Here is a 16,111-nt window from a genome sequence, read left to right on the forward strand (position 1 = left end):
GATTGTGTTGTCAGCAGAGATCTGCAGTCAAGACAAAGGTGTGCCATCTGTATTTCCCCTTGGTTACTTCATATCCAGCCGGTTGATACCAGAGGTTCAGCCGATTATTTTTGTCGTCAAAAAGCGACAATTATTCTATAGGTGGCGATTGTGCATTAATTGGCCGTTAAGCTCAAGTTAAAGTGTAGGGGAATTATGGGTTTTCAAACACAATGGAATAACCATTTTGTGTTTTATATGCGAGTGATTTCCAGCAAGTCTGTTTTTCAGGCAAAAAAAAGCCAACCCGAAGGTTGGCTTTTTTGCTTATAAATCAGCGTTAACCGCCCAGATAAGCTTCCCGCACGGAGGCATCTGTCAGCAGGTTCTCACCGGTATCGCTCTTCACAATGCGGCCGTTTTCTAAAACATATCCGCGGTCAGCAATACGCAGTGCCTGGTTCGCATTCTGCTCTACCAGGAAGATGGTTACACCTTCATCACGCAGGCGCTGAATGATGTCAAAGATCTGCTGGATAATGATAGGTGCCAGACCCAGAGACGGCTCGTCCAGTAACAGCAGGCGGGGTTTACTCATCATGGCGCGGCCGATAGCCAGCATTTGCTGCTCACCACCGGACATGGTACCGGCACGTTGCTTGTAACGTTCTTCCAGACGGGGGAACAGTTCCAGTACGTGCTGTACGGTTTTTTCAGCGTCTTCCTTGCTACGGAAGTAGCTGCCCATGAAGAGGTTTTCTTCAACGGTCATGCCGCTGAATACCCGGCGGCCTTCCGGCACGATCGCCAGACCCTTACGCATGATTTCAGGCGTATTCAGGGAGCTCAGTTCTTCACCGTCGAAACGGATCTGACCTGAAGATGCCTGCGGATCACCGCAGATGGTCATCATCAGGGTGGTTTTACCCGCACCGTTGGCACCGATCAGGGTAACGATCTCACCCTTCTGAATGTCGATAGACACATCATGCAGCGCCTGAATCTGACCGTAGTGGGTGTTAACGTTATTAATCTCTAACATCCGCTTATTCCTCCCCGAGATAGGCTTTGATAACGTCCGGATGGTTTTTAACCTCTTCCGGCAGACCGTTGGCTAACGGCGTACCCTGCGCAATCACGTAGATGCGGTCAGAGATACCCATTACCAGTCCCATATCGTGTTCGATGAGGAGAATCGAGATTTCGTGTTCATCACGCAGTTTGATGATCAGTTCATCCAGTTCTTTGGTCTCGTTCGGGTTCAGACCGGCTGCAGGCTCATCCAGCATCAGCAGTTCTGGCTGGGTCACCATGCAGCGGGCAATTTCCAGACGGCGCTGCTGGCCGTAGGAAAGGTTACCGGCTTCACGGTTAGCAAATTCCAGCAGGCCCACTTCTTTCAGCCAGTAGGCTGCGCGGTCCATGGCTTCGCTTTCTTTGCGCTTGTAGTCAGGGGTTTTCAGCAGCCCTGACAGCAGGCCTGTATTGAGGTGACGGTGCTGGGCAACCAGCATGTTCTCAATTACGGTCATCTTGGCGAACAGACGTACGTGCTGGAAAGTACGTACCAGGCCCTTACGGGAAATCTGGTAGTCTTTCAGGCCGGCAATCTGCTCACCGCGTAGCATGACGCTGCCTTCAGTCGGGATATAGAATCCGGACAGGCAGTTAAATACAGTGGTTTTACCTGCACCGTTCGGGCCGATAACCGAGACAATTTCTTTGTCTTTCACTTCGAGGCTGACACCGTTGACGGCCACCAGGCCGCCAAAACGCATGGTCAGGTTTTTTACATCTAACAGTAACTGACTCATTGTTTGTTCAACTCCAGCTGCGGACGTTTCATCGGTAACAGGCCTTCAGGACGCCAGCGCATCATGACAACCATCAACAGACCGAACAACAGCATCCGGTATTCGGCAAACTCACGGGCCAGTTCCGGCAGAATGGTCATGACAATCGCTGCCAGAATGACACCTACCTGAGAACCCATACCACCCAGTACAACAATCGCCAGGATGATTGCAGACTCAATGAAGATGAAGGATTCCGGACTGATAAAGCCCTGACGTGCAGCGAAGAAACAACCTGCGAAACCGGCGGTAGAAGCACCGATGGTGAAAGCAGACAGCTTGATAGCTGTACGGTTCAGACCCAGTGAACGACAGGCGATTTCATCTTCACGCAGTGCTTCCCAGGCGCGGCCGATTGGCATGCGGATCAGGCGGTTGATCAGGTAAATCAGGAAAATAACCAGAACCACCGCGATCAGGTACAGGAAGATTACTTTGTATGAGCTGGAGTAGCTGATATCAAAGAACGCGTGGAAGGTTTCCGCGCCTTCTGTTTTGGCTTTACGGGTGAACTCCAGACCAAACAGTGTCGGCTTGGCAATGCCGGAAATACCGTTCGGGCCACCGGTCACAGCTGTCCAGTTGTTCAGCAGGATACGGATAATTTCACCGAAGCCCAGGGTTACAATCGCCAGATAGTCACCCCGTAACCGCAGTACCGGGAAGCCCAGCAGGAAACCGAACAGGGCGGCCAGTGCTGCAGACAGCGGTAAGCAGATCCAGAATGACAGGCCGAAGTACAGTGACAGCAGGGCGTAGGTGTAAGCACCGACTGCGTAGAAGGCTACGAAGCCCAGATCCAGCAGACCTGCCAGACCTACCACGATGTTCAGACCCAGGCCCAGCATGATGTAAATCAGCGTCAGGGTTGCCAGGTCAACGGCACCACGGGATGCCATAAACGGCCAGATCAGCATGATGACGATGACACCGGCCAGCAGCCATGGCTTCATTGCCTCAGACTTCAGGCTTTGTGGCACCAGCTGGCTAACCGCCGGCTTAGGCAGTTTGCCAAATGCGCTGTCGATCTGATTGGAGAACAGCTGGGAGAAGAATACCACGGTGATACCACCGATGATCCAGCCCCACTGGGCTGCAGTTGCGCCTTCAACGGTCAGCGTAGTGCCTTCTGTATTCAGCTTCACGCCGATCATCAGGCACGCCAGGATAAAGGTGATCCCGGCTGCAAAAATGGCGTTATAAAATTTACTCTGGGTCATACTTTTTCAACCTCCGGCTTACCAAGGAGGCCGCTTGGACGTACTAACAGGATCAATACCAACAGACTGAAGGCAACCACGTCTTTGTATTCAGCCGGGAAGAAGGCTGCAGTCATGGCTTCAGTAACACCTAATAACAGGCCGCCCAGTACCGCACCCGGAATCGAGCCGATACCGCCCAGTACTGCTGCAGTGAAGGCTTTCAGGCCGGCAATAAAGCCGATGAACGGGTTCACAACACCGTAATACAGGCCCAGTAACAGACCGGCAACCGCTGCCAGTGCTGCACCGATGATGAATGTCAGTGCAATAATTTTGTTGGTATCAATACCCAGCAGGTTGGTCATACCCAGATCTTCAGAGCATGCCCGGCATGCACGGCCCATACGGGAGCGGGAGATGAACAGGGTCAGTACCGTCATGGTGACGAAGGTCGCCGCAAAGATCATCATCTGCATGTATGAAACAGAGACTTCAAAGTTGCTTGGGTCGCCGAAGCTCCAGCCACCGGTAATCTGAGGCGGTAAAGCAACGTCACGTGAACCCTGAGCCAGAACAACAAAGTTCTGCAGGAAGATAGACATACCGATCGCAGAGATCAGTGGAATCAGGCGGTTGGAGCCGCGTAACGGCCGGTAGGCCACGCGTTCAACTGTCCAGCCATAGGTGCTGGCTATAAATATGGCAACCACCAGGGCAATGATAAGTATAATCGGAAGGCTCACCATTCCCATGCCCAACAGACCCGCAATGACAATGAATGTCACGTAGGAGCCGATCATATAGATCTCGCCGTGGGCAAAGTTGATCATGCCGATGATGCCATAAACCATTGTGTAGCCGATAGCGATCAGGGCATAGGTGGACCCGATTGTTAGCCCGTTAATGAGCTGTTGCAATAGGTAGAGAGAAAATTCTGACATTTGCAGGGACCAGATATAACGAAACCCCGGCACCGGATCACGGTGCAAGGGCCTCGGGATCTAGGTCTGAAGGAGGGTGTCCTTCAGACCTGATCGGTTTTAGTTAAATATTATTGAGCAGCTGGCGTTTTAGTGCCGTCTGCGTGCCAGTCATAAACAACAAAGGAGAACTGAGTCAGGTCACCTTTCTCGTCGAAGTCCAGCTCACCGGTAGTGGTGTTGAACGTGTTGGCACGGATGTACTCAGCCAGTTTCTCAGCGTCAGTAGTACCGGTTGCAGTCATTGCATCAGTCATTACCTGAACAGCAGAGTAAGCTGGGAATACGAACGGGCCAGTTGGGTCTTCGCCTTTCGCCTTGATAGCTTCAACGCGTGCTTTGTTCGCAGGATCGTTGTCGAAGCTCTGTGGCAGAGTTACCAGCAGACCTTCAGATGCTTCACCGGCAATCTTAGAGATATCCGGGTTACCTACACCTTCTGGACCCATGAACTTAGCTTTCAGACCTTTTTCAGCTGACTGACGCAGGATCAGACCCAGCTCTGGGTGGTAACCACCGTAGTAAACGAAGTCTACGTCGTTTTTCTTCAGCTTAGCGATCAGTGCAGAGAAGTCTTTGTCGCCAGGTGTAACACCTTCAAACATTACTGGCTTGATACCAGCCTTTTCAACTTCAGTCTTAACGGCAGTCGCCAGACCTTCGCCGTACTGCTGCTTGTCATGGATGATAGCCATGCGCTGAGGCTTAACAGAGTTGATTACGTACTGAGCGGCGAACGGGCCCTGCAGGCTGTCCAGACCGATTGTACGGAAAATCATCTGATAACCTTTATCAGTGATAGTCGGAGAAGTAGAAGCTGCTGTGATCATCAGCACGCCTTCTTCTTCGTAGATGTCAGCAGCTGGTTCTGTAGAAGAAGAACACAGGTGACCTACAACGTGAGTGATACCGTCGTTAACGATCTTGTTGGCAACCGCTACCGCCTGCTTAGGGTCGCAAGCGTCATCATAGATAACACCTTCCAGCTGCATACCGTTGATGCCGCCAGCAGCGTTGATGTCATCAATCGCAGCCAATACACCGACTTTCTGCATGTCGCCGTACTGAGCAACAGGACCTGTAGCAGGACCGGCCAGAGCGATTTTTACAGTTTCAGCCTGAGCAGCTGCGCTCATGCCCATAATACAAATCGCAGTGCTTAGACCGAGCACAGTTTTGCGAAATTGATTCATCGAAATGATCTCCATTTATTATTCTGTTGCAGAAGCATCTATCGCCTCTGACGCAGTGGCTAACTCTACCTGTGCCTGAGGGTTAAATGCAAACGCTTCCTGACCAAATGGCCAGTTTTTTTGATACGTGGCAGGAGTATTTTAGCTAAACTTGCTGTGCAGGTGGTCGTTAACAGAGTAATTCTACTTTTTTGGATATTTTTCTGGTGAGCCCGGAGTGTTGATGAAGCCGCTTTTTCCATTGTTTTTGTGTGTATTTATGAGTTTTCCGGTGCAGGCTTTGCCAACGGCAGAGGCGCGCTCGGCAGCGATTTTTATCCTCCAGCAACGGCCGGCGGTCAGGGCCTGTCTCTCAGTGGCACAACGCAGTTTCCGGTTGGAGCAAATCTGGCAGAGCATTGAATGCCAGCCGCTGTTTATGATGGATAAAACCCTTAAAGCCGCCTGGGATAAAGTATTGCCGAACGGCGATATCGATCAGGTGAATGAGTTTTCTAACGGGCTGAGAACCCTGGTGGGTGAAGCTTACGGCGAATACAAGATGCTGGCTGAGCGGATAGAAGAGCTGCGCCGCTGATACCGCCAGAGCCTTTCTTATTCTGAGGCCGGCAGCTGTGTTTGCAGCCAGTGCGTGAACTGGCGAACCTGAAGCTGCTGGCGCTTATGTGCCGGGATTTGCAGATAATACCCGTAGCCACTGTCCAGACTCAGATTCAGCGGTGCACAAAGCTGGCCGCTCTCCAGTTGCTCTGCCACCAGAAAGTCCGGTAGCAGGGCAATCCCGATGCCTTCCTTGACTGATTGCAGTGTCATAAAGAAATGCTGTGAGGCAAACCCATAGGTGTAAGCCTGTTCATCATCGTGCCAGTGGCGGAAAAACTGCTGCCACAGGTCCGGGCGGGTGGTCTGGCGTAACAGGGTAAATTGCCGCAGGTCGCTGAGGTGGTTTACCGGACGGGACTCAACCAGTGAGGGAGATGCCACCAAGTGCAGCCGTTCCTGAATTAATAGCTGGCTGTGGTTGCCGGTGGGAGCATCGGCAAAACACCGGATCGCCAGATCCGCTTCGGAGGCGGCAAAGTCTACCGGGCCGTCGCCGGTTACGAGTTCTACTTCAATGCCCGGGTGACGTTGCTGAAAATCGGATAGCCGGGGAATCAGCCAGATACTCGACAGGGAAGGCAGGGTATCAATACGTAACTGATGGGGCACATTGCTGAGCCGGGCGCTGGCCTGATCAATCGCATCCAGCGCGTCTGTCAGCACCTGCAGATAAGCCTCACCTTCCTTACTCAGACTAATGCCTTTGGCGTGACGCTCAACCAGTTGCAGCTGCAGGTGGGCTTCCAGCCGGGCGACCTGTTTGCTCACAGCACTCTGGCTGACACACAGTTCGGCGGCTGCCGCAGTAAAGCTTTGCTGGCGGGCGACCGCTTCAAACGCTTTGATTGCATTAAGAGGGGGCAGATGTCGGCGCATGGTATTCCTTTTTGGCATATCAAAAAGAGCATAACGCGTTTGTCGCCCGGCTGGCCAATAGTTTTAATAGCAACTTTAATAGATAAACGCCTTTAAGCCTTGCCCAGTCACAGGAATCCAGTATGAGTCATATATTTCATCGCCATTGCCATTCTGAACTGCCATATGCCGTTGCCGGTGAAGGGGCCTACATCATAGATCAGCAGGGTAAGCGCTATCTGGACGGTTGCGGCGGCGCGGCGGTGTCCTGTCTGGGTCACGACCACCCAAAGGTGATTGCTGCGGTTAAACAGCAGCTGGATGCTATTCCCTTTGCCCACAGTGCGTTTTTTACTTCCGAGCCGGCCGAGCGGCTGGCAGATTCACTGGTGGCTGATGCCCCGGGGGATCTGAATCATGTGTATTTTGTCAGTGGCGGTTCTGAGGCGGTAGAAGCTGCCCTGAAAATGGCCCGTCAGTATTTCACCGAAAAAGGTGAAACGGAGCGCCAGTATTTTATTGCCCGGCGCCAGAGCTATCACGGTAATACGCTTGGGGCGCTGGCTGTCGGCGGTAATCAGTGGCGTCGCCAGCAGTTCGATCCGCTGTTATCACCGGTTCAGCATATCGCGCCTTGCTATACCTACCGGGATCAGCGCCCGGACGAAACTGAGTTTGAGTACGGTCAGCGGGTGGCCGGCGAGCTTGAAGATGCTTTGCTGGAAACCGGTCCGGAAAAAGTACTGGCCTTTGTGGTTGAGCCGGTAGTGGGAGCAACTGCCGGTGCTGTGCCGGCGGTGCCCGGTTACCTGAAGCGGGTACGGGAAATCTGTGACCAGTACGGCATTCTGCTGATTTTTGATGAAGTGATGTGTGGTATGGGCCGGACCGGTCATCTGTTTGCCTGTGATGAAGACGGTGTCGCGCCCGACCTGCTGACGATCGCCAAGGGGCTGGGGGCAGGCTATCAGCCAATTGGTGCAACGCTCGTGAGCGATAAGGTTTATCAGGCCATTGCCGATGGCAGTGGTTTCTTTCAGCATGGGCATACCTATATGGCCCATCCGTCTGCCTGTGCAGCGGCACTGGCGGTACAGCAGATCATTAAAGAAGATCAGCTGTTAGAAAACGTCAGAAACATGAGTGACTATCTGTTCACCGGGATGCGGGAACGTTTTGCTGAACATCCGTACGTGGGGGATATCCGTGGTCGTGGCCTGTTTATGGGCGTTGAACTGGTTGAAGACCGGGCGACCAAGCAACCATTTGCCCCGCAGACAGTCCTGAATGCAAAAGTAAAACAGGCGGCATTCGGGCACGGACTGATGTGTTATCCGATGGCCGGTACGATCGACGGAAAAAATGGCCATCACGTATTAATTGCACCGCCATTTATTCTGCAGCAGTCTCAGGCAGATGAGCTGATGGATAAGTTCACACTTGCGCTGGATGATACCTTTAAGGCACTGGGAGGCTAAGGCAGTGACACAGGCAATGATTCTTACGGTTGCACCGAACGGTGCTTATAAGCAAAAGCAGGATCACCGGGCACTGCCGGTAACCCCATCTGAAGTCGTAGAAGCGGCCCGTCAGGCAGTGCAGGCCGGGGCGACCATGATCCACACTCATGCCCGGGATGAGCAGGGCCGGCATTCACTGGATGCCAGCCTGAATAAACAGATATGGGAAATGCTGAAAACCGAAGTAGGCGATGATATTGCGGTACAGCTGACCACGGAGGCGGCAAGGATATATCAGCCCCCAGCCCAGATGGCGATGGTACGCGAAGTACAGCCCGAGGCCGTTTCGATAGCCGTGCGGGAGTTGCTGCCGGAAGATAATGACATTTATGGTGCACAGGGGTTCTTCCACTGGCTGGCGGAACAGGAAATCGTTTGTCAGTACATTCTGTACAGTGCTGAAGATGTTCAGCGTTACCACCGGCTGAAAGCTGCTGGCGTTATACCCTCGGTACCGCATCATCTGCTGTTCGTACTTGGCCGATATCATGCACAGCAACAGTCGTCGCCGGATGACCTGTTACCCTTCCTTGCCGCCCATCAGGATGAAACTCCCTGGATGGTGTGTGCCTTTGGTGCGGATGAGCACCGCTGTGCCCGTTTGGCGATGCAGAAAGGTGGCGACGTCCGGGTGGGTTTTGAAAATAACCTCTATGATCAGCACGGTGAACTGGCGGCGGATAACAGTGTACTTATCCGTCAGGTGGTTGCTGAAGCAAAAGAGCAGAACCGCCCTGTGATGACAGCAGCACAATGGCGCGAGCAGTTTGCATTCTGAAGAATATTTTTGTCCTGTTCTCTGTGTTTCCGGACCGGGGAACAGGGCAAAAAATTAAGTAAAATTAACCGTTTGTATCCGCCGTTTTTCAGCCGGTTTTGTCCCTCCCTGAAGATTCAAAAAAATATCTGAATTTCAAGTCTTACCTTTAAAAAAAGGATCTCTATAATACGCGATCTTTTTGCCCCATCGGCTGTTGATTTTGTGTACGGAGTCATCCTCTTTTGATCGTTTTTACCATCACCAATACGATTACTGAACAGATATATGTTGGTACCAGCCGTGAAGACCTTGACCGGCGTTGGGAAGTTATTCTTAAAGCCGCTGAAGCGGGCGTAGAAGCTCGTCTGTATGACGATATCCGTGACCACGGCATAGACAGTTTTGCGGTCAGCGAATGGGCGTTTGCGGAAGACACGGCCGAGTTACGTGAGCTGATGCAGGCCGCGCTGGAAGAAACAGGTGGTATCAGCCTGCAGGGGCTGAAGCTGAAAGCCCCTAAGGCGGCCCGCAGAGTCAAGCCAAAAGCAGTTGAAGAAGACCTGACCCGCGATGCGTTGCTGAGCCTTGAAGAGCAGGGTTCTGAGCTGGTGGATGAAATGCCGTTTATGGCGAAAGATTCAGTGGCAGAAACGTCTGATGAGACTGAAGCGTCATCTCCGGCTAAGCCTGTTGATAAGCCTGCTGATCAATCAGTGGAACCTGCTGAGAAACCACGCCTGTCGGATGCTGAGTGGGCCGCGAAACGCAAGGCAGACAAAGCAGCCTACGATGCCCGTCAGGATGAGCGCATCAAAGAAAAGATTGCCAAAGAGAAAGCCGCTGCCCGGGAGATGGCCCTGCTGATTGCCCGGATGGATGCCCGCGGCAAGAAACCTAAGAAAGCTGCAGCAAAGAAAACTGCTAAAGCAAAAGCACCTGCTAAAAGCCCGGCGGTTGCCTCCCAGAAGGCTGCCGAGGCTCTGCCGACCGGCCGGGTGAATTCCGCAGCTAAAGAGAAAAAGATCCGCGAAGCCATTGCCCAGGAAAAAGATGCCCGTATGGAAGAGCGGCAAGCTAAACAGCGAGCAGAAGCGGCTGAAATGGCGGCACTGATTGCACGGCTGGATTCCCGGGCGAAGAAACCCAAGAAAGCTGCGGCAAAAGCGAAGCCTGCTGCAAAAGCTAAAGCCACCGCGAAAGCTGAACCTGCACCGGTTCAGGCTGCACCTCAGCCTGTTGCAGCCTCTCCGGCTGCAACCAAGCCGGAAGCAGTCACTGCCCCGGTCGCTGTTCAGTCTGCAGAGCCTAAGCCGGTTGAAGCCGTTACGGCGGAAGCCCCGTTAACCGTACAGGCCGCACCGGAAATGCCGCCTCAGGCAGAGGTGGCGGAGCCTGCAGCAAACCGTGGCTGTTTTAATGCTAACGGTAAGCCTGTGGTGGTAAGCAAGCGTAAAACCCTGACGCTGAAACGCCGTCAGCGGGTTGCTGAGGCAGCTGAAGCGCAAAAAGTAACTGAGCCTCAGGCAACGGTTACAACACAGTCCGAGATGGCTCCGGTGGTAGCAGAAGTAGCTGTTACTCAGGCGCAGCCTGCGGTAACCGCTGCTGCGCAAAACGCACCTGCCCCTGTGAATGTTATCCGTGAGGCAGCTGAACCGCTACAAGCGCAGCCTGCTGCTCCGGCCCCTAAACCTGTTTCAGCAGCTGAACAGAAACTGCTGGATCAGTTGGCTAATCAGGATGCTGAAACAACGGAAATGGCCAAGCTGATTGCAAAGGTTGCTGCCCGTAAAGCATCACTGCAGGCCAGCCGTCGTGCCTCGGCGAAAAGCCAGTCGGCAAAAGCGGCGGTTTCTGCGGCGAACCCGGTGGGTAAAGAGCAGCGTTTAAAGCAGCTGATGGCTGAAGAAAAGGCAAAGCGGCAGGCAAAGAAAGCTAAATCAACCGGTGGGCAGAGCGATGAGATGGCCATGCTGATGGCGCGTCTGGAAGAAAAACGGGCTAAATGTCGCCGTTAATCTCATGTGGTTTGCAAAAAAGAACAGGCGCTGTAAACAGCGCCTGTTTTCGTTGGGGAACGAAACGAATTATTCAAACAGGCTGAGCAGTTCCGGATATCCGGCAGCGGCCAGCTGATCTTTTTCAATGAAGCGCATAGACGCTGAGTTGATGCAGTAGCGCAGGCCGGTAGGTGCCGGACCGTCTTTAAATACATGTCCCAGGTGGGAATCAGCATACTGGCTGCGTACTTCCGTACGGGTCATGAAGAAGCTGGTGTCCGTGTGCTCAACAATGGATGCCTGATAAATAGGCTTGGTAAAGCTTGGCCAGCCGGTACCGGATTTAAACTTATCCTTTGATGAGAACAGGGGTTCGCCGCTGACGATATCCACATAGATACCTTCGCGTTTGTTATCCCAGAATTCATTGTTGAACGGCCGCTCAGTGGCATCTTCCTGGGTGACTTCATATTGCAGCTCGGTGAGCATTTCACGCAGTTCTGCGTCGCTCGGTTTCACAAAGTCATTACGGTCCTGAGTGACCAGTTGCTGACCTTCGTCTTCACGGCCAAATTTGGTGAAGTCCGGGTTGAGGTCATCGCCCCAGGTTTTCTGTAAATACTGGTCCCGACCGGAATTAAAGCGGTAGAACTTGTAACGGATCGGGCTCTTTTTGTAGTAGTCCTGATGGTATTCTTCCGCCGGGTAGAAGGTTTCCAGCTGAGTCAGTTCTGTTGCCAGTGGCTGGCTGTAACGGCCTGAAGCGGCCAGTTCCAGCATGGACTGTTCTGCAATGCGGCGCTGGGTTTCATTATGGAAGAAAATACCCGGGCGGTACTGGCTGCCCCGGTCAACAAATGAGCCGGTGCCGTCAGTCGGGTCCATCTGACGCCACAGAGATTCCACCAGACCACGATAGGTAATCACTTCCGGGTCGTAAAAAACCTGCACAGCTTCAGTGTGGCCACTCACGCCGCCTGCAACTTCATTGTAGGTTGGGGTTGTATCATGACCGCCGGTATAGCCGGAAACAGCTTCCTTTACACCGGGCAGCTTTTCAAAGCCGGCTTCGGTACACCAGAAACAGCCACCGGCGAATGTTGCGATGGCCAGGCCGTCGCTGGTCATTGCGTTTTCGGCAATCGGTGCAGCGTTCTGGCTGGTCTGGCCACTGGCGGACCAGACCAGTGCACTGGCACCGGTCACAGCGACAGCCAGGACGGCTGGGATGGCTATTTTTTTGTTCATGGTGTGTCCCTCAGAATTGGGTGCTTGGATCATGTCATCCAGATTAATTCTGAGGAATGAAATAAAACTGAAAACCGGAAAGTTTTTTAACTTTCGGTTAAATGCTTATTCCGTATCGGTTATCAGCCGGATTTTTGCACTGCAGCCGACCGGATCGGTTACTTTACCAATGACGGCAGTATGGCTGTATCCGGCAGCCTGAAGGGCTGCCAGGCAGTCATCCAGTTTATCCGGGTGAATGGCGGCCAGCAGGCCACCGGCGGTTTGCGGATCGTAGAGCAGTTCCTGACGCCCGGCGGGAATGTCTTTTTCCACCGTTACCTGACTGCCATAACGCTGGTTATCAGGGTGCAGTGAGCTTTGCAGCCCGCTTTGCAGGCACAGTTCAGCGCCTTCAAGTACCGGCAGGCTGTTGCTCAACAGTTCAGCACTGAAGCCGCCGGGACTGAGCATTTCCAGCAGGTGGCCGGCCAGACCAAAGCCGGTAATGTCAGTGCAGGCTTTACAGTCAAAGTCGCCAAGGATCTGGCTGGCCCGGAAGTTGGAGTGTTGCATTTGTTGCAGGGCGGCACTGATCCAGCGGCCGTGGGCCTGACCGCGCATATCACTGGCAAAGAGAACTCCGGTACCCAGAGGTTTGGTCACCAGCAGGTAATCGCCGCTGCGGATGCCGCCTTTGGTCATCAGTTGCTGCGGGTCTGCAAAGCCGTTAATGGCAAAGCCCAGTGACAGCTCGCTACCTTCTGAGGTATGACCGCCCACCAGTGTGACGCCACATTCGGTAAAGATTTCCAAAGCACCTTTAAGCAGGTGCAGGAGCTGTTCTTCCAGTAATTCATCGCTGGCATGGGGCAGGGTAACCAGTGCCTGAGCGCTATGGGCGGTGGCTCCCATAGCAAAGACATCTCCCAGGGCATGCACGGCGGCTATTTTGCCGAACTGGTAGTCGTCGTTAATCAGCTGGCGGAAGCTGTCCACAGATTGCACCAGCAACTTGCCTTCAGGGACGGCGATGACGGCAGCGTCATCCGGGTGTTGCAGCCCGACGGGAATATCATCTTTATGACCGGAAGGCAGCTGGGCAAGCACCCGTTGTAATACGGTGTTGCCAACCTTTGCGCCACAGCCGCCGCAGCGCATGTCCGGGTTTTCAACTTTGACCGGTTTATTGCTGGTGGCATCCGGGAGCATGGTGGCTTCGCTGAAACGGCGCATGAACTTCTGATCGATACGGTTTTTCCAGTGCCAGATCAGGCGGCCAGCCAGTGACCAGTTGCTGCGTGATGCAACGGCATATTTGTCGCCGGTGCTGATCAGGCTGAGAAACTGTTTTTGTGGCTTGAAAGGCGTGAGTTTTTTGCCCGCCAGCATCGCCAGAATGTTTTTCAGTAAAGGTTTACCCTGGCGTACTGCGAATACACCGGCTTTTGGCCGGGGATGGTTGACCATGTCGGCAATATCGCCACAGGCAAAAATATTCGGGTGAGAGAGTGACTGCAGGCAGTCATTTACTTCAATACAGCCGGATGGGCCAGTCTGCAGTCCTGCCTGTGCGGGCCATTCAGCGCCGGTGGCGGCGGTTGCCCAGATAATGTAGTCCAGCTCGAGGGTGCGTTCATCGGCGGTATGCAGGCAACGTTCGGTAACCTGGCTGACGGTAAAACCGGTATGTACTTCCACCTGGCGCTTATTCAGTACGTTGCGGTAGCGGTTGCGCACCTTGTCGTTGTGGTTAGGCAGTATGTCATCAGGCCCGCTGATGACATGAAAGCTGACCTGATCTGCCAGTTGCGCCTGCTTAAGTTTATGCTGCATGGCCAGTATGACTTCAACAGCGCTGGCACCACCCCCGACTGCACCTATGCGGACAGATGCTTCCGGGGACTGGCTGATGTGTGTCTGAATCGCTTGCCAGTGCTCCAGAAAGCGGTCTACAGGCTTGACCGGGATTGTCCACTCCATAGCACCGGGTAGCTGATTGTGGCCGGGTACTGAGCCGGTGTCGATGCTGAGGACGTCGTAGCTGAAATCCGGATGGTTCCGGCAGTGCACGGTCTGATTATCCGGATCGATGCCGGTGACGTAATCTTCAATGAAGTTCACCCCTGCAAAGCGACATAACCGTCCCAGATCGATATGTGCTTCGTCAAAACTGTAGTGGCCGGCGATCAGTCCCGGCAGCATGCCGGAGTATGGGGTCTGAATGGCATTTGAAATCAGGGTGATTTTAACACCCTCCGGTTTCTTCATTGCCATCATCAGCAGGGCAAGAGCATGGGCGTGGCCGCCGCCTACAAATATCAGGTGTTTGGCTTTTGGAGTGAGATCCTGTTGCATGAAGAAAACCGGGCTGGTGGAAATGCGGCCTATAGTAGCTCAGGGTTGCTGCTATATACAGGTAGCCGGTGCTGATTTATGTCAGCAAAAGGTACGTCCGGGTGAGGTGTAAGAATATGTTGGGAAGCGCAGATAAAAAAACAGCGGGTGAGCACCCGCTGAAAAAATACTTATGACAAGAGCCTGTAAAGCTTGCGGGTAAGTTTGCAGGCGACGCTGGCCAAATCAACGTCGCCTGCGATGACAAAGTATCGGTGAGGTGAGTACTTTGCCGACCACTTACGAGCGGGATTGATACTAATGTAAATAATAATGATTATCAATAAATATTTTTTGAGATTCTGAAACTTTTTTAACAGAGGGGGCTGATCATTAACTGCCCGCTGACTGAAAGCCTCATGAACCGGAAGATCTGGCGGTTATGCAGATCTTTTTCCAAGGCTTATGCACAGAATATGTGGGTAACTTTATGCGGGATAGTCTGCGTGGGTGAGTATGGTAAAACCCTGTTTATATCCCAGACCACCGTTGCCATGTACGCCGGCAATCTGAGTTCGGCCTTCGGTAATTGCCCGGTAGCTGTCAATAAGGCTGCTCAGGGCGGGGTTGTTCCATGGGCCTTTGGCGAGGTTCATGCCGCCACTGATGGTAACCGGATACTCCGCAAGAAAATGGGGCAGGGCATCCGGTGAGCTGACAAATCCTGTCGTCAGCAGAAAGGCCATCGGCACCACCGGAAAGCAGGTATACACATCCAGAATAGCGTTGCTGTGGACAAAGGCTTCCCTGAAGTCGATGCCAGCTTGCTGGCAGGCTTGCTGGAAAGCGCTGTGCAGATGTCCGTAGCGAACAATCTCTGCGATGGCCGGTTTGCCATCTGCCGGGAGCGTTATGCAGCTGGCGCCCCTTACTGTGACTCTCTGCGCCTGAGGAATTTTCAGCGTAGCTGCGGTATCTGCACTGCAGAGGATCAGCTGGCCACTGAAGTCCTGCACAGGGTTGGCGCAATCGACTCCCCGGAACAGTTCACTCACCGGTTTAAACCAGGCGGCGCCCGGTTGTGGTGCGTCAGGGTGCTGTTCTGCAAAGGTATGCAGGTAGTTGTCGAACAATGCCTGAGCAAATTGCCGGAACTGTGATTCGCTGAAACCGTGCTGGCTGGCAAAGGCTTTGCTCAGCTCGGTGTAGGCATCAATCAGGGTGTAATCTTCACCGTAGATGGCCATACGTGCGGCCCGGTCCGTTTTTTCGTAACCGGTGCGTAACGGGTCAGTACCGCTTATGACGACGGCCGTTTGGGGCGTCTGCAGGATAGAGAGAGCCTCAGTCAGTGCTTCTACAGGTGCCGCGCCGCTGCGGAAATGGCCGGGTTCCAGCGGGCTGTGCCAGTCGGTGCTGAGAGGATCGATCGTCAGATGGTGGATACTGATGCCTGCATCTGACAGTCGGGTCTGCAGCGCCTGGCAATCTGAGAGCGTGTGACTGCCGCGGGCGGGTTGTCCATCGGTGGTTTTGGCGGCGGCAATAATGTAGGCAGACATCGGGCTCTCCTGAAGGGTTTGCCCGAGTCTATCAGGGTGC

Annotated in this window: 13 protein-coding genes; 4 read left to right on the forward strand and 9 right to left on the reverse strand. The window is 53.5% G+C overall.

The features are described 5' to 3' along the window. Positions 1 to 319: 319 nt before the first annotated feature. The 5 genes from JYB63_RS21085 to JYB63_RS21105 form a co-directional block, all read right to left on the reverse strand. Entirely contained in the window at positions 320 to 1,021 is a 702-nt protein-coding gene (locus tag JYB63_RS21085) for an ABC transporter ATP-binding protein (RefSeq protein ID WP_205659910.1), read from the reverse strand. A gap of 4 nt (positions 1,022 to 1,025) precedes the next feature. Then, positions 1,026 to 1,793, reverse strand: a complete 768-nt coding sequence (gene livG / locus JYB63_RS21090) for a high-affinity branched-chain amino acid ABC transporter ATP-binding protein LivG (RefSeq protein WP_205659911.1) — start codon at positions 1,791 to 1,793, stop codon at positions 1,026 to 1,028. Further along, positions 1,790 to 3,052: a high-affinity branched-chain amino acid ABC transporter permease LivM gene (locus JYB63_RS21095; protein WP_205659912.1), complete on the reverse strand. Its 1,263-nt coding sequence runs from the start codon at positions 3,050 to 3,052 to the stop codon at positions 1,790 to 1,792. Before JYB63_RS21095 ends, livG begins: the two co-directional genes overlap by 4 nt. Beyond that, positions 3,049 to 3,975, reverse strand: coding sequence for a high-affinity branched-chain amino acid ABC transporter permease LivH (livH, locus tag JYB63_RS21100; RefSeq protein WP_205659913.1), 927 nt, complete (start codon positions 3,973 to 3,975; stop codon positions 3,049 to 3,051). Before livH ends, JYB63_RS21095 begins: the two co-directional genes overlap by 4 nt. A gap of 110 nt (positions 3,976 to 4,085) precedes the next feature. Next, entirely contained in the window at positions 4,086 to 5,207 is a 1,122-nt protein-coding gene (locus JYB63_RS21105; RefSeq protein ID WP_205659914.1) for a branched-chain amino acid ABC transporter substrate-binding protein, read from the reverse strand. Between the two features lie 223 nt (positions 5,208 to 5,430). Between JYB63_RS21105 and JYB63_RS21110 the strand changes: the two genes are divergently transcribed. After that, positions 5,431 to 5,784, forward strand: coding sequence for a hypothetical protein (locus tag JYB63_RS21110; protein ID WP_205659915.1), 354 nt, complete (start codon positions 5,431 to 5,433; stop codon positions 5,782 to 5,784). A 17-nt stretch (positions 5,785 to 5,801) separates the two neighbouring features. On the opposite strand, the gene JYB63_RS21115 is transcribed toward JYB63_RS21110, so the two are convergent. After that, on the reverse strand, positions 5,802 to 6,686 hold the full coding sequence (locus JYB63_RS21115; RefSeq protein ID WP_205659916.1) for a LysR substrate-binding domain-containing protein: 885 nt from the start codon (positions 6,684 to 6,686) through the stop codon (positions 5,802 to 5,804). A 122-nt stretch (positions 6,687 to 6,808) separates the two neighbouring features. On the opposite strand from JYB63_RS21115, the gene JYB63_RS21120 reads away from it, so the two are divergent. From JYB63_RS21120 to JYB63_RS21130, 3 genes are all read left to right on the forward strand, one after another. Then, entirely contained in the window at positions 6,809 to 8,143 is a 1,335-nt protein-coding gene (locus tag JYB63_RS21120; protein WP_205659917.1) for an aspartate aminotransferase family protein, read from the forward strand. 4 nt (positions 8,144 to 8,147) lie between these two features. Continuing rightward, the gene (locus JYB63_RS21125) at positions 8,148 to 8,963 is read left to right on the forward strand and encodes a beta-keto acid cleavage family enzyme (RefSeq protein WP_336510916.1); all 816 of its coding nucleotides are present in this window, start codon (positions 8,148 to 8,150) and stop codon (positions 8,961 to 8,963) included. A 224-nt stretch (positions 8,964 to 9,187) separates the two neighbouring features. Beyond that, positions 9,188 to 10,963 (forward strand): GIY-YIG nuclease family protein, encoded by a 1,776-nt coding sequence (locus JYB63_RS21130; protein ID WP_205659918.1) that lies wholly within the window; start codon positions 9,188 to 9,190, stop codon positions 10,961 to 10,963. Positions 10,964 to 11,032: 69 nt separating this feature from the next. Here the strand turns inward: JYB63_RS21130 and msrB are convergent, their stop codons facing one another. The 3 genes from msrB to JYB63_RS21145 form a co-directional block, all read right to left on the reverse strand. Further along, positions 11,033 to 12,193 carry a peptide-methionine (R)-S-oxide reductase MsrB gene (gene msrB, locus JYB63_RS21135; RefSeq protein WP_243432105.1) on the reverse strand — a complete coding sequence of 387 codons (1,161 nt, stop codon included), beginning with the start codon at positions 12,191 to 12,193 and terminating at the stop codon, positions 11,033 to 11,035. Positions 12,194 to 12,298: 105 nt separating this feature from the next. Continuing rightward, on the reverse strand, positions 12,299 to 14,530 hold the full coding sequence (locus JYB63_RS21140; protein ID WP_205659919.1) for a selenide, water dikinase SelD: 2,232 nt from the start codon (positions 14,528 to 14,530) through the stop codon (positions 12,299 to 12,301). A gap of 467 nt (positions 14,531 to 14,997) precedes the next feature. After that, the gene (locus tag JYB63_RS21145; protein WP_205659920.1) at positions 14,998 to 16,071 is read right to left on the reverse strand and encodes a hypothetical protein; all 1,074 of its coding nucleotides are present in this window, start codon (positions 16,069 to 16,071) and stop codon (positions 14,998 to 15,000) included. Between the last annotated feature and the right edge of the window lie 40 nt (positions 16,072 to 16,111).

This window comes from Aliamphritea spongicola, from assembly GCF_017051665.1.
Classification (GTDB): domain Bacteria; phylum Pseudomonadota; class Gammaproteobacteria; order Pseudomonadales; family Balneatricaceae; genus Amphritea; species Amphritea spongicola.

Excerpts from the sequence above, each read along its gene's own strand:
- JYB63_RS21085 (WP_205659910.1), bottom strand. The coding sequence starts at position 1,021 with ATGTTAGAGATTAATAACGTTAACACCCACTACGGTCAGATTCAGGCG.
- JYB63_RS21145 (WP_205659920.1), bottom strand. The coding sequence starts at position 16,071 with ATGTCTGCCTACATTATTGCCGCCGCCAAAACCACCGATGGACAACCC.
- JYB63_RS21140 (WP_205659919.1), bottom strand. The coding sequence starts at position 14,530 with ATGCAACAGGATCTCACTCCAAAAGCCAAACACCTGATATTTGTAGGC.
- livH (WP_205659913.1), bottom strand. The coding sequence starts at position 3,975 with ATGTCAGAATTTTCTCTCTACCTATTGCAACAGCTCATTAACGGGCTA.
- msrB (WP_243432105.1), bottom strand. The coding sequence starts at position 12,193 with ATGAACAAAAAAATAGCCATCCCAGCCGTCCTGGCTGTCGCTGTGACC.
- JYB63_RS21105 (WP_205659914.1), bottom strand. The coding sequence starts at position 5,207 with ATGAATCAATTTCGCAAAACTGTGCTCGGTCTAAGCACTGCGATTTGT.
- JYB63_RS21115 (WP_205659916.1), bottom strand. The coding sequence starts at position 6,686 with ATGCGCCGACATCTGCCCCCTCTTAATGCAATCAAAGCGTTTGAAGCG.
- JYB63_RS21095 (WP_205659912.1), bottom strand. The coding sequence starts at position 3,052 with ATGACCCAGAGTAAATTTTATAACGCCATTTTTGCAGCCGGGATCACC.
- livG (WP_205659911.1), bottom strand. The coding sequence starts at position 1,793 with ATGAGTCAGTTACTGTTAGATGTAAAAAACCTGACCATGCGTTTTGGC.
- JYB63_RS21110 (WP_205659915.1), top strand. The coding sequence starts at position 5,431 with ATGAAGCCGCTTTTTCCATTGTTTTTGTGTGTATTTATGAGTTTTCCG.
- JYB63_RS21120 (WP_205659917.1), top strand. The coding sequence starts at position 6,809 with ATGAGTCATATATTTCATCGCCATTGCCATTCTGAACTGCCATATGCC.